This is a genomic window from Aliamphritea hakodatensis (assembly GCF_024347195.1).
Taxonomy (GTDB): Bacteria; Pseudomonadota; Gammaproteobacteria; order Pseudomonadales; family Balneatricaceae; genus Amphritea; species Amphritea hakodatensis.
Genome location: NZ_AP025281.1, coordinates 651,350 through 670,871 on the forward strand (window position 1 = coordinate 651,350; position 19,522 = coordinate 670,871).

Sequence of the window (19,522 nt, forward strand, 5' to 3'; positions counted from 1 at the left end):
CAGGAAAAGATATAAAAGCCGCAAAAAAGATCCGGTTTTGGCTTGAAAGCATGAAAAGCGGACATATATAGCAAGCAAAGGCTTTATTACAGAATTTTCGCCCGTCATACCGGGCTCAGAAAGATTGGAGTTTTACAATGGGTAAAATCATCGGGATCGACTTAGGTACCACTAACTCATGCGTTGCTGTACTGGACGGTGAAAACACGAAGGTTATCGAGAACGCTGAAGGCGATCGCACGACGCCTTCTATCATCGCTTACACTGGCGAAGGTGAAACATTGGTTGGTCAGCCGGCAAAGCGTCAGGCGGTGACTAACCCGGACAACACCCTGTTTGCGATTAAGCGTCTGATTGGCCGTCGTTTTAAAGATGATGTTGTTCAGAAAGACATCAGCATGGTGCCATACAAGATTGTTGAAGCCGATAACGGTGACGCCTGGGTTCAGGTCAATGATAACAAGATGGCTGCACCACAGGTTTCTGCAGAAGTTCTGAAGAAAATGAAGAAGACTGCAGAAGACTACCTGGGTGAGTCTGTTGATGCTGCTGTCATCACGGTACCTGCTTACTTCAACGATGCGCAGCGTCAGGCCACTAAAGATGCCGGTAAGATTGCCGGTCTGGAAGTTAAGCGTATTATCAACGAGCCAACTGCAGCTGCACTGGCGTACGGCATGGATAAGTCTAAAGGCGATAAGACCATTGCTGTTTACGACCTGGGTGGCGGTACGTTCGATATCTCTGTTATCGAAATTGCTGAAGTAGACGGCGAGCACCAGTTCGAAGTACTGGCAACTAACGGTGATACTTTCCTGGGTGGTGAAGATTTTGACCTGCGTCTGATCGAATACTTGGCAGATGAGTTCAAGAAAGAGTCCGGCATTGATCTGCACAATGATCCGCTGGCACTGCAGCGTCTGAAAGAAGGTGCTGAGAAAGCAAAAGTTGAACTGTCTTCTGCTCAGCAGACTGACGTTAACCTGCCGTACATCACTGCAGATGCAACCGGTCCTAAGCACCTTAACGTTAAGATTACCCGCGCTAAGCTGGAATCTCTGGTTGAAGAGCTGGTTGAACGTTCACTGGAACCTTGCCGTATCGCGCTGAAAGATTCCGATCTGTCTGCGTCTGAAATCGATGAAGTTATCCTGGTTGGCGGTCAGACCCGTATGCCAATGGTTCAGGAGAAAGTCTCTGCGTTCTTCGGTAAGTCTCCGCGTAAAGATGTTAACCCGGATGAAGCGGTAGCAATGGGTGCTGCAATCCAGGGTGCGGTTCTGGCCGGTGACGTTAAAGACGTTCTGCTGCTGGACGTAACGCCACTGTCTCTGGGTATCGAAACCATGGGTGGCGTTGCTACTCCGGTGATCGACAAAAACACCACTATCCCGACCAAGAAGTCTCAGGTGTTCTCAACTGCAGATGACAACCAAACTGCTGTTACCATTCACGTGGTACAGGGTGAGCGCAAGCAGGCGAGCTCTAACAAATCACTGGGCCGTTTTGACCTGGCAGATATTCCGCCGGCACCACGCGGTGTTCCACAGGTTGAAGTAACTTTTGACATCGATGCCAACGGTATTCTGAACGTATCAGCGAAAGATAAAGCGACAGGCAAAGAACAGTCTATCGTTATTAAAGCATCTTCCGGTCTGAGCGATGATGAAATCGATCAAATGGTCAATGATGCCGAGGCGAATGCTGAGGAAGATAAGAAGTTCGAAGAGCTGGCGCAGGCGCGTAACCAGGGTGATGCCATGGTTCACTCTGCCAAGAAAACTTTGGAAGAAGCCGGCGATAAGGCAACTGAAGAAGAGAAAACTGCAATCAACGCTGCTGTAGAAACGCTGGAAGAAGCGCTGAAAGGTGAAGATAAAGAAGCGATCGACACCAAGACAGCTGCTCTGACAGAAGCTATCTCCGGTCTGGCTCAGAAGATGTATGCTGAAGCGCAGGCTGCAGAAGGTGCTGAAGGCGGTGCTGAACAGGCACAGGCTGAGCCGGCTGATGATGCCGTTGATGCAGAGTTTGAAGAAGTGAAAGACGACAAGAAGTAAGTCGTTTCATCTGAACAGATGATGCTAAACAGACTCGGGTTGCCTGGCAGCCTGAGTCCGTCTTTATACAGCGCGGGCCGGTCCCGCGTTGTCGCGTTTTTAATACGTGCCACCTGAGCACCGACGACAAGCGAAACAGATTATGTCGAAAAGAGATTTTTACGAAGTACTGGGGGTTGCCAAAGACGCCTCAGACCGGGATATCAAGAAAGCCTTTCGCCGGATGGCGATGAAGTATCACCCGGACCGTAACCCGGACGACAAAGAAGCAGAGGAAGCTTTCAAGGAAGTTAACGAAGCTTACGAAATACTGTCTGATCAGCAGAAAAAAGCCGCGTACGATCAGTACGGCCATGCGGGTGTTGATCCGAACGGCATGGGTGGCGGTGGCTTCGGCGGCGGTGCCGGTGGTTTCAGCGATGTATTCGGCGACGTGTTCGGTGATATTTTCGGTGGTGCGGGTGGCGGACGCCGTCGCAGTCATGTGCAGCGCGGTGCGGATCTGCGTTACACCATGGACCTTACACTGGAAGAGGCGGTTAAGGGCTGTGAAAAAACCATTACTGTACCGACTCTTGTAGGCTGTAATACCTGTGATGGCAGCGGTGCCAAACCGGGTACCAGTGCTAAATCCTGCGGTACCTGTGGCGGTGTAGGCCAGGTGCGGATGCAGCAGGGTTTCTTCTCAGTACAGCAAACCTGTCCGACCTGTCATGGCGAAGGTCAGGTGGTCTCTGATCCGTGTAACGACTGTCACGGTCAGGGCCGTATTGAAGAAACCAAGAAACTGTCGGTGAAAATTCCGGCAGGTGTTGATACCGGTGACCGTATCCGTCTGGCGGGTGAAGGTGAAGCCGGTACTCACGGCGGACCGTCCGGTGATTTGTTCGTGCAGATGAATGTTCGCGATCATGCTATTTTTGAGCGTGACGGGAAACACCTTTTCTGCGAAGTGCCGATCAGCTTTATCGACGCGGCATTAGGCGGTGAGCTGGAAGTACCAACGCTTGAGTCCCGTGTGAAGCTGAAGATTCCGGCTGAAACGCAGACGGGCAAACTGTTCCGCCTGCGGGGTAAAGGTATCAAGCCGGTTCGCGGTGGTGCTGTGGGTGACCTGTTAGTACGGGCAATCGTAGAAACGCCGGTTAACCTGAGTAGCCGCCAGAAAGAACTGCTGCGTGAGTTTGAGTCCGCGATGGACGACAGCCAGCAGCATCATGCCCCTAAGAAGACCGGTTTCTTCGACAGTGTGAAGAAGTTCTTCGAAGATATGACCTAAAATATAAACAGGGTCTGCAGCAGTGCAGGCCCTGTTTTGCAAGAGATTGAAGGCTCCTGCGAGTATCCTAGCCCGGCAGGGGTGTCTGTAGCCGTCAGATAGAGAGCCTGTTATGAGTGAATGGCCAGTGGAACCGGATGCCTTATGGCAACTGATCCAGCAAGAAGCGCGTAAAGAAATTGAGCGTGAACCTTTCCTTTCCAGTTTTTTCCATGCCAGCATTATTGGTCACAAGAGCCTGTGCGCGGCGGTCAGCTACTTGCTGGCGAGTAAACTGTCAGATGATGTGATGCCAGCTGTTGCCCTGCGCGAACTGATTGATGAGGCGCTGCGGGCAGATCCGGGTATTCTTGAGTCTATCTGTCAGGATATTGTAGCGGTGCGAACCCGTGATCCGGCGATTGAGCGTTTTACCATCGTGCTGTTATACCTGAAGGGCTTCCATGCCCTGCAGTCTTACCGGATTTCACACTGGATGTGGAGCCAGGGGCGCTATTCAATGGCACTGTATATTCAGAGCCGTGTCAGTTCGGTGTTTCAGGTGGATATCCATCCGGCAGCCCGGATTGGCCACGGGGTGATGTTCGATCATGCTACCGGCATTGTGGTGGGTGAGACCTGTGTCATTGAGAATGATGTATCTATCCTGCAGGGGGTTACGCTGGGAGGTACCGGTAAAGAAAGCGGTGACCGCCACCCTAAGATCCGTGAAGGCGTGCTGATCGCCGCCGGGGCAAAAATTTTCGGTAATATCGAAGTGGGTAAGGGGGCTAAAGTCGGGGGTGGTTCGGTTGTGCTGGATGAAGTGCCGGCCCACACGACTGTCGTTGGCGTGCCCGCAAAGGTTGTTGGCCGTCCGGATGTTGCCAAGCCGGCACTGGATATGGACCAGAATGTTCCTTGCGAACAGCCGTGCGCACCGGAATAAACACAGAGCTGAATAATACATTTATACCGGCCTGCTCTCTGCGGGCCGTTTATCAGGATTAAACCATGATTCGAGTAGCAGTTGCCGGTGCCGCAGGCCGGATGGGAAAAGCGAATATCCAGGCGGTTGAAGCCGCTGAAGGAATGCAGTTAGGTGCGGCGATTGTCAGTCCGCAAAGCAGCCTGATCGGTGCAGATGCCGGCGAGCTGGCTGGCGTTGGTAAGCTGGGAGTTGCCCTGTCCGGTTCGCTGGAAAGTGTTATCAATGACTTTGACGTGCTGATCGATTTTACCTCTCCTCAGGTGACGCTGCAGAACATGGCGCTTTGTGCTGAAAACGGCAAGCGCATTGTGATTGGTACAACCGGCCTGACTCCTGAGGAACGTGCCGGGCTGGACAGCTACGCCGATAAAATGCCGGTGGTCTTTGCCTCGAATATGAGTGTCGGCGTTAACCTGAGCTTTAAACTGTTGGCGATGGCGGCTAAGGTTCTGGGCGATGACTATGATGTTGAGATCATCGAAACCCATCATCATCATAAGGTGGATTCTCCTTCTGGCACTGCGCTGAGCATGGGTGAAGCTGTTGCCGGTGCACTGGGGCGTGATTTGCGTGAATGTGCTGTCTATGGCCGTGAAGGCCAGGTGGGGGCGAGAACCCAAAAAGAAATTGGTTTTGCGACTGTCCGTGCCGGTGATGTGGTCGGTGATCATACGGTCATGTTTGCCAATGAAGGCGAACGTTTTGAAATTACCCACAAAGCCAGCTCCCGTATGACTTTTGCAAAAGGTGCCGTACGGGCAGTAAGCTGGTTAAGTGAACAGCCGAAGGGTGTGTACAGCATGCAGGATGTGCTGGATCTGAATTAATGCTGCGCATTGTGCCTTTAAAAAGCCCCGGTATAACCGGGGCTTTTTTGTTTGCGGAAACGGTTAAAGGAGTAAGTTTGTGTATAAATTATGTTTTTTTGTACCTGAAGAGAATCTGGAAAACGTTAAAGAAGCGCTGTTTGCAACAGGTGCAGGCCGCATTGGGGATTATGACAGTTGCTGCTGGCAGGTGTTGGGCCAGGGGCAGTTTCGGCCGCTGGCGGGCAGTAATCCGCACATTGGCAGTATGAACCAAGTGGAACGGCTGGCGGAGTGGAAGGTCGAAATGGTGTGTGAAGACAGCCTGATCCGGCAGGTGGTTGCTGAGCTTAAGCACACTCATCCCTATGAAGAAGTGGCTTATGAGGTGTATAAGCTGGCCGAATTCTGATCAGGGGGCAGAGGATCGTTAGGCAGTTTGCCGGGCATTCTGGCAGTTGTTTATAAAAATTGAGGAGTTATGCACGTATTCTGTGCATAAGCCTGTGCAATAGATTTGCATAAGGTTCTGATAAGCGCATTAAGTTTATGTTTTTAAACGTTAATATTAACTTGTTCCAATAATGGTCAGTATATGTGAAGAGGCGGTGGTTAAACATAAATTTATCCAGTTTTTCTGTGGATTAGCATGTGAATAACATCTTTATGACTTGCAGATAAAGGCTGTAGCCCAGTAATGGCGGAGGAGCTGAGAATTGGTGATAAAAAGATCAGCGCAGCTGAAATGGCTGGCAGCTTTCATTGCGCTGTTATGGATTGTTGAAGGCGTTAATCAGCTAACCGGTGGCGGATTACGTATATATGGATTAATTCCCAGACATACAGAGCTGATGTATGGAGTAGTAACAGCACCGTTTTTACACGGCAGTGTTGAGCACTTACTTGGCAACACTGTGCCACTGGTGCTGCTGGGCGTCTTAATCATTCAGCTGCGGCCGCTGGCCTTTGTAACCTGTTTTGTAATTCTGGTCAGTGGTTTGCTGGTGTGGATCTTTGGCAGGATGAGCATTCACATCGGTGCTTCCGGTGTGGTCATGGGGTACTGGGGTTTTTTACTGAGCTATGGCGTGTTTACCCGCTCTTTCAAGGCTGTTGCTTTCAGTCTGCTGACTATCCTGCTGTATGGCGGGCTGGTCTATACTCTGCTGGATTTTAGCCGGCAGGTGAGTTTTGAAGCCCATATCGCCGGGTTTATCAGCGGTATTCTCTGTGCCTGGTGGCTGGCAAAATTCAGACCGCTGATCCGGCGTAAAAAGCGTACGGATAAGGCTTCAGACTGAAGCCTTGTTGAGCGGGCGCTTTGATGGCGCGTGTATTTCAAAGTGCCGCAGAGGGAATTTCTGGTTGTGTCTGTCATCAAAATAGCAACGCAGTGCATTGGTAATGCTCTGAAAGGCAATGTCTTCCCAGGGCACCTCAGCTTCGCTGAACAGGGCAACCTCAAGGCTCTCTTCACCGGCTGAGAAATTCAGATCATCCAGTGTCGCGAGATAGATCATCTGAACGTGGTTGATGTGCGTCATGGAAGTAAGACTGTATAGCTCAAGGTTACTGACTCTGGCGTTAGCTTCCTCGAGTGTTTCTCTGCGTGCAGCCTGTTCTGTGGATTCGTTGTTTTCCATGAAGCCGGCGGGAAGCGTCCAGTAGCCGATTCTTGGTTCAATGGCCCGTTTGCAGAGTAGCACCTTATCTTCGAAAACCGGCAGGCAGCCGGCAATGATTTTAGGATTGGAGTAATGGATTTCAGCGCAACTGATACAGACATGACGTGGCCGGTTGTCACCGGCAGGGACTTCAGTGCGAACCTGTGCCCCACAGCTGCTGCAAAATTTCATACTGGCTCCTGATAATCGTATTGGGATCAAAGTGTACCGCAATTTTTTCCCGTTCGGCGAGGGTGGCGCGACTAAACTTTACCTGTTACGCCGGGTATGATGGAAAGGAGTTAATACGTGGAGGATATATGATTCAGGATTTAGCGCGTCGGTTACATGCCAGTTCACCAAGGGTACTTGAGCATGAAGGGGCTGAGGCGGCTGTTCTGGTGGCGCTGACCAAGAGTGATGATCCTCAGGTGGTGCTGACCCGCCGGACAATGCATTTATCCTCCCATGGGGGCGAGGTGGCGTTTCCCGGGGGGAAAAAAGATTTTGAAGATGCGGATTTACTGACGACCGCGCTTCGCGAGGCCCATGAAGAAGTGGGGTTGCCCCCGGAGCGGGTGGAAGTGCTGGGTGCGCTCAGCCAGTCAATGTCTAAACACGGGCTGCGGGTGACGCCTTACGTGGGACTGATTGAACCGGATACAGATTTAATTCCGAATCCGGCTGAGCTGGATGAAATCTTTACTGTACCGCTGCGGTTTTTTCTGGAAGATAAACGCCACCGTACCGATGCATTTAAGTACCGTGGTAAAACCCATTATGTGCCGGCGTATGAATATCAGGGTAATATCATCTGGGGGCTGACCGCCTGCATTTTGGTTGAGCTGTTAAATATCGGTCTGGATGCCGGTATACCCGTCAGGCCGCGTCCGGAACATCAATGATAAGCAGCAAGATAGCTGCATGAGATAAGAGCTGTAACATATGACTGAACAACTGACCCCTGTCCGTTCACCCTGTACCGGTGTATGTGCGCTGGATGAGCAGGATCTGTGTATTGCCTGCCGCCGCAGTGGAATGGAAATTGCCGAATGGGGCGTGATGAGTGATGCGCAAAAGCGGGAAGTTTACAGCCTGATCCGACAGCGGGAACTGGCGGACAAACAAAAACGCTCCGGTTAAGGAGCGCTTGCTGTGCTGATCAGAAAACGGCTAAATGCTTAGTCGTCTTCATCTTCTTCATCTTTACCTTCCAGCTCAATAATGCGGATGGTTTTAATAAGGTTGGCGGTTACCTGCAGGGTTTCAATGCGGTAGCGGCCAATCGTCAGGCAGACGTTGGCATCCGGAATGGATTCCAGTACTTCTGTCATCAGGCCATTGATGGTTTTGGGGCCGTCGGTTGGTAAGTCCCAGTCCAGCGATTTGTTTACGTCCCGGATGTTTGCGGTGCCGTCGATAAAGTAGCTACCGTCTTCCTGACGGTGGATGTCCTGATCTTCTTCCTTGGTGTTGCCGGACATTTCTCCCACAATCTGTTCAAGGATATCTTCCAGGGTGACCACACCCTGAATATCACCGTACTCATCCACAACCAGTGCGATACGCTGACCGGCTTTCTGAAAGTTCAGCAGCTGCGTTTGCAGCGGGGTGCTCTCAGGCACAAAGTAGGGTTCATGAATGACCTGAAGGATAGCAGCCTTGGTGACAGAGCCTTGCTGGAAAACCTGCGCAAGGTTACGCATGTGGAGCATGCCTACCACCTTGTTTACCTCGCCCCGGTAAACCGGCAGGCGGGTGTGATTGGTGGTGCTGAGCTGTTCGATAATGACTTCAATGTCATCTTCAAGGTCGATACCGATGACTTCATTTCGCGGAATCATGATGTCATTTACAGCAACATCATCCAGCTCCAGTACACCCAGCAACATCGACTGGTTGCGCTGCTGCAGTACCGCCCCTGATTCGTTCACCAGTGTACGTAACTCTTCCGTACTCAGGTGATGGTGGTTACCTTCGGTTACTTTAATGCCGAACAGCTTAAGCAGGCCGTTGGTGATGCCGTTCACAATCCAGACGAACGGGTACAGTACCAGCAGTAAAGGCTGCAGAATATAGGAGGCTGGAAAGGCAATTTTATCCGGATGAAGGGCTGCAACGGTTTTTGGGGTCACTTCGGCAAAAATCAGAATCACCAGCGTCAGCAAGGCCGTCGCAATCGCAATACCGGCCTCACCCCAGAGGCGAACGGCGACAATTGTGGCAATTGCAGAAGCCAGAATGTTGACGAAGTTATTGCCGATCAGGATAACGCCGATCAGGCGGTCAGGACGCTGCAGTAATTTACTGGCTTTGGTGGCCGCCCGGTGTTTGTTCTTCACCATATGCCGCAGGCGATAGCGGTTGAGTGACATCATGCCCGTTTCAGAGCTGGAGAAGAATGCGGAACAAAAGATAAGAAACAACAGAACTCCCAAAAGGGAGCCGATCGATGCGTCGTCCAAGATGCAGAAACCTTCGCTTAATTATTGAGCAGCCATTTTCAATACAAGCTGATTTTAAGTCAAGCTTTGATGGCTGCCCGTGCGCACAGGATTACAGCAGTTCGATGACGAACTTGCTGCCGAAAAACGCCAGCATCAAAAGGGTAAAGCTGCCGACGGTCCAGCGGACCGCTTTCTGGCTGCGCCAGCCCATGACGTGGCGGCCAACCAGTAATGCGACGTATAGCAGCCAGGCGATAATTGAAAGGGCCGTTTTGTGTACCAGATGCTGGGCAAATAAGTCATCAAAGACCAGCATCCCGGTAATCAGTGACGCGGTTAACAGAATGAAGCCGGTCCAGATCATCTCAAACAACAGTTTTTCCATGATCTGTAGCGGCGGTAGCGAACGGATCAGGCCGCGGGTGCGGTGGTGCTTGAGCATATACTCCTGTTTAGCCAGCAGGACTGCCTGGAAAACGGACAGGGTAAAAATGCTGTAAGCCATGATGGACAGCAGGATATGAATGACCAGCCCGGTGGCAAAGTCTTTGGCGATGTTTGTGTCCGGTGCCAGCAGTGCAAAGATCAGCGAGATGGAGGCCATCGGGAATACCCCGATGAACAGGTTATCAATTTTTTGCCGCAGGCTGCTGAGCAGTACCAGTGCGACAACCAGCCAGGCGATCAGGGAACCGACGCTGAAAAAGTCCAGGTGGATCCCCATCGGGCGGTGTAAATCCAGGAAAACAGCGTAGCTGTGCGCAGCGAAGGCGATAAGTGCGATGCCTTTTACTCTGGCTGGCGCAAACCGGTCCGCCTGCTGGAGATTTTTGGCCTGCATAACAGCGGCGGCCAGATAAAAGATAATTGCACTTGCGGTGAATAGAGTCAGCATGTGTATAGGGTGCTCTTTCAGGTGCCGGAGGACACACGGCACAGAACTTTTAAACAGAGAATGAATTAATTGAAAATACTCAGCGTCAAGTTTGTCATAAATATCAGGGTGATGAAATAATTTCCATTGGTGCAGATCAAAGTCTGGGCTGGCTGAGCAGATAAGTTTGTGTATTGGGTTTATAAACCGGGGTGCTGTATAATGCCGCCATCCTTTATTTAAGGTTGCGCTGCCAGTCATTATTGCGGCGAACCGATATCAGCCATCAGGGCAAGAGTAATATGTTTGAGAATCTGACGGATCGCCTGTCGAAAACGTTAAAGGCGGTGACCGGTCAAGCCAAGCTGACCGAAGACAACATTAAAGGCACTTTACGTGAAGTGCGTATGGCTTTGCTGGAAGCGGACGTTGCGCTGCCGGTTGTTAAAGCATTTATCGAGCGCGTCAAAGAGCGTGCCGTTGGTCAGGAAGTCAGCAAGAGTCTGAGCCCCGGGCAGGTTTTTGTAAAGATCGTCCAGCAGGAGCTGGAAGCGGTTATGGGCGCGGCGAATGAAGAGCTGAACCTGGCGGCTCAGCCACCGGCAGTCATTATGATGGCCGGTCTGCAGGGTGCAGGTAAAACCACTTCTGTCGCCAAGCTGTCCCGTTTTCTGCGTGAGCGTAAGAAAAAGAAAGTGCTGGTTGTGTCTGCCGACGTGTATCGCCCGGCAGCGATTAAGCAGCTGGAAACCCTGGCGAGCGAAGTGGAAGTGGATTTCTTCCCGTCTACGGCTGAGCAGAAGCCGGTTGATATTGTTAACGCCGCTATCAACCATGCCAAAGTGAAACACTTTGATGTGCTGATTGTCGATACGGCGGGCCGTTTGCACGTCGACAGTGACATGATGGATGAGATCAAAGATCTGCATGCGGCGATCAATCCGGTTGAAACACTGTTTGTGGTAGATGCCATGACCGGTCAGGATGCGGCCAATACGGCGAAAGCATTTAATGACGTCCTGCCGCTCACCGGTGTTGTACTGACCAAAACAGACGGCGATGCCCGTGGCGGTGCCGCTTTATCTGTTCGTCATATCACCGGTAAGCCGATCAAGTTCCTGGGTGTTGGCGAAAAAGTCGATGCGCTGGAGCCGTTCCATCCCGACCGTGTTGCTTCCCGTATTCTGGGCATGGGCGATGTCCTGTCCCTGATCGAAGAAGTTGAGCAGAAGGTCGACAAAGCCAAAGCGGAAAAGCTGGCGAAGAAAGTTCAGAAGGGTAAAGGCTTTGATCTGGAAGACTTCCGTGACCAGTTGCAGCAGATGAAAAATATGGGCGGTATGTCTTCGCTGATGGATAAACTGCCGGGCATGGGGCAGATGGGCCAGATGATGCAGGGCGGTAATATGGCCGGGGCCGAAAAGAATTTCATGCAGATGGAAGCCATCATTAATTCGATGACCCCCCGTGAGCGCCGTCGTCCGGATGTCATTAGCGGTTCGCGTAAAAAGCGTATTGCTGCCGGTTCCGGTACTCAGATTCAGGATATCAACCGTTTGCTTAAACAGCATAAGCAGATGCAGAAGATGATGAAGAAGTTCTCCACTAAAGGTGGCATGGCGAAAATGATGCGCGGTATGAAAGGTATGTTACCTCCTGGAATGGGTGGTGGCATGGGCGGCGGAATGGGTGGCCCGGGCGGCTTCCCCAAGCTGTAAATGACCGGCTGAAACGCGATCAGATAATAAGCTTTCAAACGGCGGCATTTTCACGTAAAATGCCGCCTCGTTTTTTATGTTAGGTGCAGTCCACGCGGGATTACGGGTTCCGTGACTTGAGCGGGATTGCAAACAATGAACTGTGAGTGATGTCAAAGCTCACTTAATAAAGGGACCGAACGCATGGTAACTATTCGTTTAGCTCGCAGCGGCGCTAAGAAGCGTCCTTTCTATCACCTTTCTGTTGCAGATTCTCGTAATCCTCGTGACGGTCGTTTTATTGAGCGTGTTGGCTTCTTCAACCCGCTGGCGAAAGGTCAGGAAGAGCGTCTGCGTGTCAATCTTGAGCGCGTTGAACACTGGGTATCTAAAGGTGCTCAGGTATCTGACCGTGTTGCTACGCTTCTGAAAGAAGCAAAAAGCGCATAATTAATTAGTTATCAGTCGGGTTTTTTGAATGAATGGTTTAACGTCTGAGCAAACGACGATTGTTGGGCGCATTACAACCATCTACGGTGTTAAAGGCTGGGTGAAAATTTATTCACACACCGAGCCGATGGAAAGCATTCTGAATTACTCGCCATGGCTACTGAACAGAAATGGTCAGTGGTTGCCGGTCAAAATTGCTGACGGCAAGAAACATGGCAAAGGGCTGATTGCTAAATTAGCAGGTGTGGATGACCGTGATGTTGCCCGGGACTATTGTGGCCTGGATATCGCGATTGAAACCAGCCTGTTACCAGAACTGGGTGACGGTGAGTTTTACTGGAGCCAGCTGGAAAAGTTAGATGTTATCACCGAGTCCGGCGAGAAGCTGGGCAAGGTAAGTCACCTGATTGCCACCGGATCGAATGATGTTCTGGTTGTAAAAGGTAATGGTCAGAGTGTTGATCGTCGTGAACGGTTAATTCCCTACCTGCCAGATCAGGTGATCAAAGAAATAAACCTTGATGAAGGTACGATTCGGGTCGATTGGGATCCGGAGTTTTAACCGGTGTGGATCGGTGTTGTTAGTCTTTTTCCTGAAATGTTCGAGGCAGTTACCTGCCACGGTGTGACAGGAAGGGCAGTGCGCAATAACCTGTTGGATGTGCAGTGCTGGAATCCGAGAGATTTCACGAAAGACAAACACCGTACCGTTGACGACCGCCCTTATGGTGGTGGTCCCGGCATGTTGATGAAGGTGCAGCCGCTGCGGGATGCAATCCATGCAGCTAAAGACGCTGCCGGTGCAGATGAAAACGTTACAGTTATTTATCTGTCTCCGCAGGGCCGCCGATTCGATCATGCCGGCGCGAAAGAGTTAGCCGGTCATAAAAAACTGGTGTTGGTTGCCGGACGCTACGAAGGTATTGATGAGCGTCTGCTGGAAACGGAAATCGATGAAGAGTGGTCGCTGGGGGATTTTGTTCTCAGCGGTGGCGAATTACCGGCAATGGTAATGATCGATGCGGTCTCCAGGTTGCTTCCGGGTGTTCTCGGACATGCGGATTCAGCGGCAGAAGATTCTTTCAGCGACGGTTTGCTGGATTGCCCGCATTATACGCGGCCGGAAAAACTCGACGAAATGTCCGTACCTGATGTGTTGCTCAGCGGTAACCACGAGGCGATCAGACGCTGGCGTCTGAAACAGCAGTTAGGCAGAACCTCTCAGAGACGTCCTGATTTGCTGGAAGACCTTGAGTTAGATAAAGAGCAGCAAACATTGTTAAACGAATTTATCCAGGAGGCCCGAGGGTCTCAGGGTTAGTATTAGGAGCGAGCGATGAGCAGCAAAAATCCAATCATTCAGCAGATTGAAGCTGAACAGATGACTAAAGACGTTCCTGAATTTGCACCGGGTGATACCGTTGTTGTTCAGGTTAAAGTTGTAGAAGGCGAGCGTAAGCGTCTGCAGGCTTTCGAAGGCGTTGTTATCGGTAAGCGTAACCGTGGCGTTAACTCTGCTTTCACCGTACGTAAGATCTCTCACGGTGTGGGTGTTGAGCGTACTTTCCAGACTTTCGCTACCAGCGTTGACAGCATTGCTGTTAAGCGTCGCGGTGACGTTCGTCAGGCGAAACTGTACTACCTGCGTGAGCGTAGCGGTAAGTCTGCACGTATCAAGGAAAAGTTGGCTAAGTAAGCAACTGTCCTGCGGGAAGAAAAAAGGTGGCTCAGGCCACCTTTTTTTGTGCCCGGGTTTTATGCGTCAATATTGTGTATATAGATGCCCAGATCACTATAGCCCCGGTAGCGGTATTCAAACTTCAGCCCGAGACGACGGGCAATTTCACGGGCCTTTTCATAGAGTTTTTCGTCCCGGGTCTGGGCGACATAGACCAGCTTTTTATAGTTGCCAAACATAAAAGACAGCATGCTGGGACTTTTGTCGAGGCCGTATTGCTGCCACATGAATGTATCAAAGTGCCGGCAGAAGAAATCCGTCAGGAAAAATGAAGTGACGTCATCCTCATTATCTGCAAAGCGTTCGTTGCCTTCAAAGAAAGAAAAGCAATGTGGGCCGGGAATGCGTTCAATATTATATTCCTGCAGGACTTCATCCAGCGCGCCTGCTGTACCGCAGTCACCGTAGATGACGAATATATTGTGATAGCGGTGCCGGAATTTCTCAATCGCTTTACGAATGGCGTCCGGTATCAGTACGGGGCGGTGATGCAGATTAGCAGGCAGGCACTGAACATCAATATGTTGCAGGTGGTTATGTGAGATCAGGGTAACCACTTCTTTAGCCAGCGCACCACATGTAAGAAGCAGGGTGCTTGCCTGGGGAGTCTGTTCTGCGGGTGGCTGCATGGTGGTGACTTTTATTGATTTGGATTGCTGTGATCTTAGTTTCGTCATTATAAAATAGCGAACAGGCCGGTCGTTGTTGGTTACACTGCGCCGGAAACAGAATAACCAGGGAGGCAATGTGCCAGAGCTGAAATCAGACACAGAACAGCTTTCACAGGATAACTCGCAGACTATTGATACATACCTGGATGCTTGCTGGCTGGAAAAAGGCTTGAGTGATAATTCACTACAGTCTTACCGGCGGGACCTGCGTCAGTTTGCCTTATGGTTGCAGGACCGGGGCTATCGTCTGTTACAGCTGGAGCGGATTGAGCTGCTTGCCTATCTGAGCTGGCGGGTGACGCAGCGACTGAAGCCGGCATCGACCTCGAGAATGTTGTCGTGTTTGAGAGGGTTTTACCGGTATTACGTCCGTGAAGCGGTGATCAGCGCTGACCCGACACTGGATATTGAAAGCCCGAAGCAGGGGCGACAATTGCCGAAAACCATGACGGAAGCAGACGTTGTGGCCCTGCTGGAGGCACCAAATACGGATGATCCGCTGGATTTCCGTGACCGGACAATGCTGGAGATGCTGTACGCGGCAGGTTTGCGGGTCACCGAACTTGTGTCGTTACAGTTGGGCCAGATCAACCCCCGGCAAGGGATTATCCGGGTCGTGGGTAAGGGGGATAAAGAGCGGCTGGTACCATTGGGTGATGAGGCTGCCCGCTGGTTGCAGGAATATGTGCAGAATGTGAGGCCATTGCTGATGGGGGATTCACGTAATGAGGTTGTGTTTCCCAGTAGGAGGGGCACACAAATGACCCGGCAAACATTCTGGTACCGGATTAAGCGTCACGGACTGGCGGCCGGATTAACCCAATTGCCGTCGCCTCACGTCCTGAGGCATGCTTTTGCGACGCATTTGCTGAATCATGGCGCCGATCTGCGGGTTGTTCAGCTGTTGCTTGGGCACAGTGATTTATCCACCACGCAGATTTATACCCATGTGGCGCAGCACCGGTTGCATTCTTTGCACCGGGAGCATCATCCGCGGGGATAAAAAATGCTTAAGGCTCTGAACTTTAAGGGTATCCTGTCGTCTCAAGTTTCAGACCACAAATATACCGGTTTTCGGCCGGTGACGATTTGCAGTGATTAAGGTAGAGGATTTCATGCGTAAATTTTTGATGATGGCAGCGGCATTATTTGCATTTGCTGCAACCGTTCAGGCGGAAGGGGATAAGGAAGCCGACATTCGTAATGCCTTGCGAGGCCTGAATGCGATGGTGCCTATCGTTGAGGTAAAGCCGGCGGCGTTTCCCGGCTTATATCAGGTGACGCTGAAGAGCGGTGAAACCCTGTATACCAATGACAAAGGTAGTCACTTTGTTGTCGGGGATATGTTTAAGGTCAGTGAAAGCGGTGCTCTGGTTAATCTGACAGAAGAAGCCAAGAAGGGTGATCGCCTTGAGCTGCTGGCGAGCAGCGATGCCAGCGATACAATCAATTTTGCAGCTAAAGGTGAGAAGAAGGCCAGTGTGACTGTGTTTACGGATGTGGATTGCTTCTATTGCCGTAAGCTGCACAAAGAAATTGCGGATATCAATGCACTGGGAATTGAAGTACGTTATCTGGCGTTCCCGCGTGCAGGTGCGGGGTCGCCTGCTCATCTGACGATGGACTCTGTCTGGTGTGCTGAAAACGAAGAAACCCGTAAAGAGCTGATGACCCGGGCTAAGAAAGGTGAAAGCCTGCCGCAGGCCAGCAGCAGCTGTGACAGCCCGGTACTGGCGCAGATGAATGTTGGTCGTAAGGCCGGCGTGACCGGTACACCTGCACTGGTGCTGGAAGACGGCAGTTTGGTGCCGGGTTATGTGCCTGCAGCGCGTCTGGCTGAGATGCTTCAGCTGAATTAATCCTGCAGATTAAAAACTATTCATCAATAAGGGAGCAAAATGCTCCCTTTTTTAGTTTCAAAGCGACCTGCTGCGTAGTGCATCACGGCTGACTTATATATAATGCGAAGCTATTTTGACTCGGCCCGGGCGTGCCCTTTGGCATTCCCTGACATGACAAGCGAGGTAACGGTTTGAAACCAGTAAAAGTGGGTATCTGTGGACTCGGCACCGTGGGTGGCGGCACTTATAACGTATTGAAGCGCAATGCTGAAGAAATTGCGCGTCGCGCCGGCCGTAAGATTATTATCGAGGAAGTGGGTGCGCGTCGTCCTAATCCTGATTGCGATACTAAAGGCACCCAGATTACCGCGGATATTTTTGCCGTTGCCCGTAATCCTGAAATTGATATCGTCATTGAGCTGATCGGTGGTTATGACACCGCGCGGGAGCTGGTGATGACTGCGATTGAGCATGGTAAGCACGTAGTGACAGCGAACAAAGCGCTGATCGCGGAGCACGGCAATGAAATCTTTGAAGCGGCACAGCAGAAGAATGTCATGGTGGCATTTGAAGCAGGTGTTGCTGGCGGTATTCCGGTCATTAAAGCGATCCGTGAAGGTTTGTCCGCTAACCGGATCAACTGGCTGGCGGGTATCATTAACGGTACCGGTAACTTCATCCTGACTGAAATGCGGGATAAAGGCCGTGATTTTGCTGATGTGCTGGCGGAAGCTCAGGCGCTGGGATATGCCGAAGCTGATCCTACTTTTGACGTTGAAGGCATCGATGCGGCGCATAAGCTGACGATTCTGGCGTCTCTGTCATTTGGTATTCCGCTGCAGTTCTCCAAGGCGTATACCGAAGGGATCAGTAAGATCACTGCGGAAGACGTGCAGTATGCTGAAGAGCTGGGCTACCGGATTAAGCACCTGGGTATCAGCCGTCGCAATGAGGCCGGTGTTGAGCTGCGTGTTCATCCAACCATGATCCCTGAAAAGGCACTGATTGCTAACGTGCATGGCGTAATGAATGCTGTGCTGGTTGACGGCGATGCGGTTGGCCAGACCATGTATTACGGTGCCGGTGCCGGTGCAGAGCCGACGGCCTCTGCTGTTGTTGCTGATGTGATCGACGTTGTCCGTACCCTGACGGCTGACCGTGATAACCGCGTACCTCATCTGGCATTCCAGCCGGGTGAACTGTCTGATGAGCCTATCCTGCCGATTGAAGAAGTTGTAAGTGCTTACTACCTGCGCCTGCATGCGGTTGAGAAGCCGGGTGTGCTGGCGATGGTGACCGGTATCCTGAGTGAGTCGGGTATCAGCATTGACGCGATTCTGCAGAAAGAAACCCATGAGCAACTGGTGCCTATCATTATCCTGACTCAGGAAGTGAAGGAACAGCAGATGAATGAGGCCATTGCTAAGATCGAAGCCTCTGCTGACATCGACGGTACGGTGACCCGTATCCGTGTTGAACACTTCGAAGCTTAAGTTTTAGGAAGTCATAACCGTGAAATATATCTCAACACGTGGACAAGCACCGGCACTGGATTTTGCTGATGTGTTACTTGCAGGTCTGGCCAGTGATGGCGGTTTGTATGTGCCTGAAAAACTGCCGACCTTCTCGAAGGAAGAGATTGCTTCCTGGGCGGGCCTGTCTTATGCGGATCTGGCTTATAAGGTTGTGCAGCCGTTTGTGGCCGGGTGCATTGATGATGCCGACTTTAAACGCATGGTTGATGAAACCTATGCAGGTTTTAACCATACAGCGGTTGCGCCGCTGAAAGAGCTGAATACTAATGAGTGGGTGCTGGAGCTTTTCCATGGCCCGACCCTGGCATTTAAAGATTTTGCTCTGCAGTTGCTGGGACGTCTGATGGACTTTGTCCTGCAGCAGCGTAATGAGCGTCTGGTGATTATGGGGGCGACCTCCGGTGATACCGGTTCTGCTGCCATTGAAGGCTGCCGTCACAGCAATAATCTGGATATTTTCATTCTGCACCCTTACAACCGGGTTTCAGAAGTTCAGCGTAAGCAGATGACCAGTATTCTGACGGACAATGTGCACAACATCGCCCTGGAAGGTAACTTTGATGATTGCCAGCAGATGGTTAAAGACAGCTTTGCGGATCAGGGATTCCTGAACGGCCGTAAGCTGGGCGCGGTTAACTCCATTAACTGGGCGCGCATCATGGCGCAGATCGTTTACTACTTCTCGGCTGCACTGGCTGTGGGCGGTCCGCACCGTGAAGTTGCGTTCTCAGTCCCAACCGGTAACTTCGGTGATATTTTTGCCGGTTATATTGCCAAGCAGATGGGACTGCCAATCAGCCAGTTGGTTGTGGCAACGAACCGTAATGACATTCTGCACCGGGTAATTGCTGATAACGACATGAGCAAGGGCGAGCTGGTTCATACCCTGTCTCCGTCGATGGATATCATGGTCTCGTCTAACTTCGAACGGTTGCTGTTTGATGTCTATGGCCGTGACGGTGCTGCTATTAGTGATCTCATGGACCGTTTTAAAACAGAATCTGTTCAGCTGGATGCGTCCCGCTGGGAAGCTGTCCGTGAGCTGTTTGACAGCCATGCCTGTGACGATGATTCAACCTGTCAACTGATCACCGAGGTGCATGCTGATACCGGTTATCTGCTGGACCCGCATACGGCTATCGGTGTTGCAGCTGCCCGTAAGTGTCGCCGCGATGAAAGTGTGCCAATGATTGTACTGTCGACAGCGCACCCGGTTAAGTTCCCGGAAGCCGTGTTAAAAGCCGGTTTGCAGGCGCCGGAATTGCCAGAACATATGGCGGACCTGTTTGAGCGTGAAGAACGCATGACGGTGCTGCCGAATGAACTGACAACCGTTCAGGAATTTGTGGCGAAGAAGGTCACTGCATAAATTCTGAAGTGTTATTCAAACCCGTAACAGGCAACTGTTACGGGTTTTTTTGTGCGTTTTTATCCGCTGTATCCCGGTGCTTCGGTAAATGTTGCTGAATTACTATTAATTATTTGAAAAC

Annotated in this window: 21 protein-coding genes; 17 read left to right on the top strand and 4 right to left on the bottom strand. The window is 51.3% G+C overall.

The window, feature by feature from the left end; all coding sequences use genetic code 11:
* Positions 1-137 precede the first annotated feature (137 nt).
* From dnaK to PCI15_RS02945, 6 genes are all read left to right on the top strand, one after another.
* Entirely contained in the window at positions 138-2,060 is a 1,923-nt protein-coding gene (dnaK, locus tag PCI15_RS02920) for a molecular chaperone DnaK (protein WP_271272873.1), read from the top strand.
* A 142-nt stretch (positions 2,061-2,202) separates the two neighbouring features.
* Positions 2,203-3,339, top strand: a complete 1,137-nt coding sequence (gene dnaJ / locus PCI15_RS02925; RefSeq protein ID WP_271272874.1) for a molecular chaperone DnaJ — start codon at positions 2,203-2,205, stop codon at positions 3,337-3,339.
* Positions 3,340-3,451: 112 nt separating this feature from the next.
* Entirely contained in the window at positions 3,452-4,267 is an 816-nt protein-coding gene (gene cysE / locus PCI15_RS02930) for a serine O-acetyltransferase (RefSeq protein ID WP_271272875.1), read from the top strand.
* Between the two features lie 65 nt (positions 4,268-4,332).
* Positions 4,333-5,136 carry a 4-hydroxy-tetrahydrodipicolinate reductase gene (gene dapB, locus PCI15_RS02935; protein ID WP_271272876.1) on the top strand — a complete coding sequence of 268 codons (804 nt, stop codon included), beginning with the start codon at positions 4,333-4,335 and terminating at the stop codon, positions 5,134-5,136.
* 79 nt (positions 5,137-5,215) lie between these two features.
* Positions 5,216-5,527, top strand: a complete 312-nt coding sequence (locus PCI15_RS02940) for a YqfO family protein (protein ID WP_271272877.1) — start codon at positions 5,216-5,218, stop codon at positions 5,525-5,527.
* A 307-nt stretch (positions 5,528-5,834) separates the two neighbouring features.
* Positions 5,835-6,416, top strand: coding sequence for a rhomboid family intramembrane serine protease (locus tag PCI15_RS02945; protein ID WP_271272878.1), 582 nt, complete (start codon positions 5,835-5,837; stop codon positions 6,414-6,416).
* On the opposite strand, the gene PCI15_RS02950 is transcribed toward PCI15_RS02945, so the two are convergent.
* Entirely contained in the window at positions 6,408-6,971 is a 564-nt protein-coding gene (locus tag PCI15_RS02950; protein WP_271272879.1) for an NUDIX hydrolase, read from the bottom strand. The genes PCI15_RS02945 and PCI15_RS02950 overlap by 9 nt on opposite strands.
* Positions 6,972-7,099: 128 nt before the next feature.
* Between PCI15_RS02950 and PCI15_RS02955 the strand changes: the two genes are divergently transcribed.
* On the top strand, positions 7,100-7,684 hold the full coding sequence (locus PCI15_RS02955) for a CoA pyrophosphatase (RefSeq protein WP_271272880.1): 585 nt from the start codon (positions 7,100-7,102) through the stop codon (positions 7,682-7,684).
* A gap of 40 nt (positions 7,685-7,724) precedes the next feature.
* Entirely contained in the window at positions 7,725-7,922 is a 198-nt protein-coding gene (locus tag PCI15_RS02960) for a DUF1289 domain-containing protein (RefSeq protein WP_271272881.1), read from the top strand.
* A gap of 38 nt (positions 7,923-7,960) precedes the next feature.
* Here the strand turns inward: PCI15_RS02960 and PCI15_RS02965 are convergent, their stop codons facing one another.
* Positions 7,961-9,244 (bottom strand): HlyC/CorC family transporter, encoded by a 1,284-nt coding sequence (locus PCI15_RS02965; protein WP_271272882.1) that lies wholly within the window; start codon positions 9,242-9,244, stop codon positions 7,961-7,963.
* A 91-nt stretch (positions 9,245-9,335) separates the two neighbouring features.
* A complete protein-coding gene (locus tag PCI15_RS02970; RefSeq protein WP_271272883.1) occupies positions 9,336-10,121 on the bottom strand; it encodes a cytochrome C assembly family protein in 786 nt (261 codons plus the stop codon).
* A gap of 281 nt (positions 10,122-10,402) precedes the next feature.
* On the opposite strand from PCI15_RS02970, the gene ffh reads away from it, so the two are divergent.
* The 5 genes from ffh to rplS all read left to right on the top strand — a co-directional run bounded on the left by ffh (position 10,403) and on the right by rplS (position 13,943).
* Complete coding sequence (gene ffh / locus PCI15_RS02975; protein WP_271272884.1) at positions 10,403-11,818, top strand: signal recognition particle protein; 1,416 nt, start codon at positions 10,403-10,405, stop codon at positions 11,816-11,818.
* A 183-nt stretch (positions 11,819-12,001) separates the two neighbouring features.
* Positions 12,002-12,247: a 30S ribosomal protein S16 gene (gene rpsP, locus PCI15_RS02980; protein WP_261843524.1), complete on the top strand. Its 246-nt coding sequence runs from the start codon at positions 12,002-12,004 to the stop codon at positions 12,245-12,247.
* A 28-nt stretch (positions 12,248-12,275) separates the two neighbouring features.
* On the top strand, positions 12,276-12,809 hold the full coding sequence (gene rimM, locus PCI15_RS02985) for a ribosome maturation factor RimM (protein WP_271272885.1): 534 nt from the start codon (positions 12,276-12,278) through the stop codon (positions 12,807-12,809).
* Between the two features lie 3 nt (positions 12,810-12,812).
* The gene (gene trmD, locus PCI15_RS02990; protein ID WP_271272886.1) at positions 12,813-13,568 is read left to right on the top strand and encodes a tRNA (guanosine(37)-N1)-methyltransferase TrmD; all 756 of its coding nucleotides are present in this window, start codon (positions 12,813-12,815) and stop codon (positions 13,566-13,568) included.
* Between the two features lie 15 nt (positions 13,569-13,583).
* Complete coding sequence (gene rplS, locus PCI15_RS02995) at positions 13,584-13,943, top strand: 50S ribosomal protein L19 (RefSeq protein ID WP_205659251.1); 360 nt, start codon at positions 13,584-13,586, stop codon at positions 13,941-13,943.
* A 59-nt stretch (positions 13,944-14,002) separates the two neighbouring features.
* Here rplS and PCI15_RS03000 read toward each other — a convergent pair whose 3' ends face one another.
* On the bottom strand, positions 14,003-14,662 hold the full coding sequence (locus tag PCI15_RS03000; RefSeq protein ID WP_271272887.1) for a DUF1638 domain-containing protein: 660 nt from the start codon (positions 14,660-14,662) through the stop codon (positions 14,003-14,005).
* A gap of 79 nt (positions 14,663-14,741) precedes the next feature.
* Here PCI15_RS03000 and xerD point away from each other — a divergent pair, with 79 nt between their 5' ends.
* The 4 genes from xerD (at position 14,742) to thrC (ending at position 19,401) form a co-directional block, all read left to right on the top strand.
* The gene (gene xerD / locus PCI15_RS03005) at positions 14,742-15,659 is read left to right on the top strand and encodes a site-specific tyrosine recombinase XerD (protein ID WP_271274574.1); all 918 of its coding nucleotides are present in this window, start codon (positions 14,742-14,744) and stop codon (positions 15,657-15,659) included.
* A 112-nt stretch (positions 15,660-15,771) separates the two neighbouring features.
* Positions 15,772-16,515, top strand: a complete 744-nt coding sequence (locus PCI15_RS03010; RefSeq protein WP_271272888.1) for a DsbC family protein — start codon at positions 15,772-15,774, stop codon at positions 16,513-16,515.
* Positions 16,516-16,688: 173 nt separating this feature from the next.
* Positions 16,689-17,990 carry a homoserine dehydrogenase gene (locus PCI15_RS03015; RefSeq protein WP_271272889.1) on the top strand — a complete coding sequence of 434 codons (1,302 nt, stop codon included), beginning with the start codon at positions 16,689-16,691 and terminating at the stop codon, positions 17,988-17,990.
* Positions 17,991-18,009: 19 nt separating this feature from the next.
* Positions 18,010-19,401: a threonine synthase gene (gene thrC / locus PCI15_RS03020; protein ID WP_271272890.1), complete on the top strand. Its 1,392-nt coding sequence runs from the start codon at positions 18,010-18,012 to the stop codon at positions 19,399-19,401.
* The last annotated feature ends 121 nt before the right edge of the window (positions 19,402-19,522 follow it).

Coding starts and splice junctions, on each gene's coding strand:
- PCI15_RS02955 (WP_271272880.1), top strand. CDS start 7,100: ATGATTCAGGATTTAGCGCGTCGGTTACATGCCAGTTCACCAAGGGTA.
- PCI15_RS03010 (WP_271272888.1), top strand. CDS start 15,772: ATGCGTAAATTTTTGATGATGGCAGCGGCATTATTTGCATTTGCTGCA.
- dnaK (WP_271272873.1), top strand. CDS start 138: ATGGGTAAAATCATCGGGATCGACTTAGGTACCACTAACTCATGCGTT.
- rplS (WP_205659251.1), top strand. CDS start 13,584: ATGAGCAGCAAAAATCCAATCATTCAGCAGATTGAAGCTGAACAGATG.
- dapB (WP_271272876.1), top strand. CDS start 4,333: ATGATTCGAGTAGCAGTTGCCGGTGCCGCAGGCCGGATGGGAAAAGCG.
- PCI15_RS02950 (WP_271272879.1), bottom strand. CDS start 6,971: ATGAAATTTTGCAGCAGCTGTGGGGCACAGGTTCGCACTGAAGTCCCT.
- rpsP (WP_261843524.1), top strand. CDS start 12,002: ATGGTAACTATTCGTTTAGCTCGCAGCGGCGCTAAGAAGCGTCCTTTC.
- PCI15_RS02970 (WP_271272883.1), bottom strand. CDS start 10,121: ATGCTGACTCTATTCACCGCAAGTGCAATTATCTTTTATCTGGCCGCC.
- rimM (WP_271272885.1), top strand. CDS start 12,276: ATGAATGGTTTAACGTCTGAGCAAACGACGATTGTTGGGCGCATTACA.
- dnaJ (WP_271272874.1), top strand. CDS start 2,203: ATGTCGAAAAGAGATTTTTACGAAGTACTGGGGGTTGCCAAAGACGCC.
- cysE (WP_271272875.1), top strand. CDS start 3,452: ATGAGTGAATGGCCAGTGGAACCGGATGCCTTATGGCAACTGATCCAG.
- PCI15_RS02960 (WP_271272881.1), top strand. CDS start 7,725: ATGACTGAACAACTGACCCCTGTCCGTTCACCCTGTACCGGTGTATGT.
- ffh (WP_271272884.1), top strand. CDS start 10,403: ATGTTTGAGAATCTGACGGATCGCCTGTCGAAAACGTTAAAGGCGGTG.
- PCI15_RS03000 (WP_271272887.1), bottom strand. CDS start 14,662: ATGACGAAACTAAGATCACAGCAATCCAAATCAATAAAAGTCACCACC.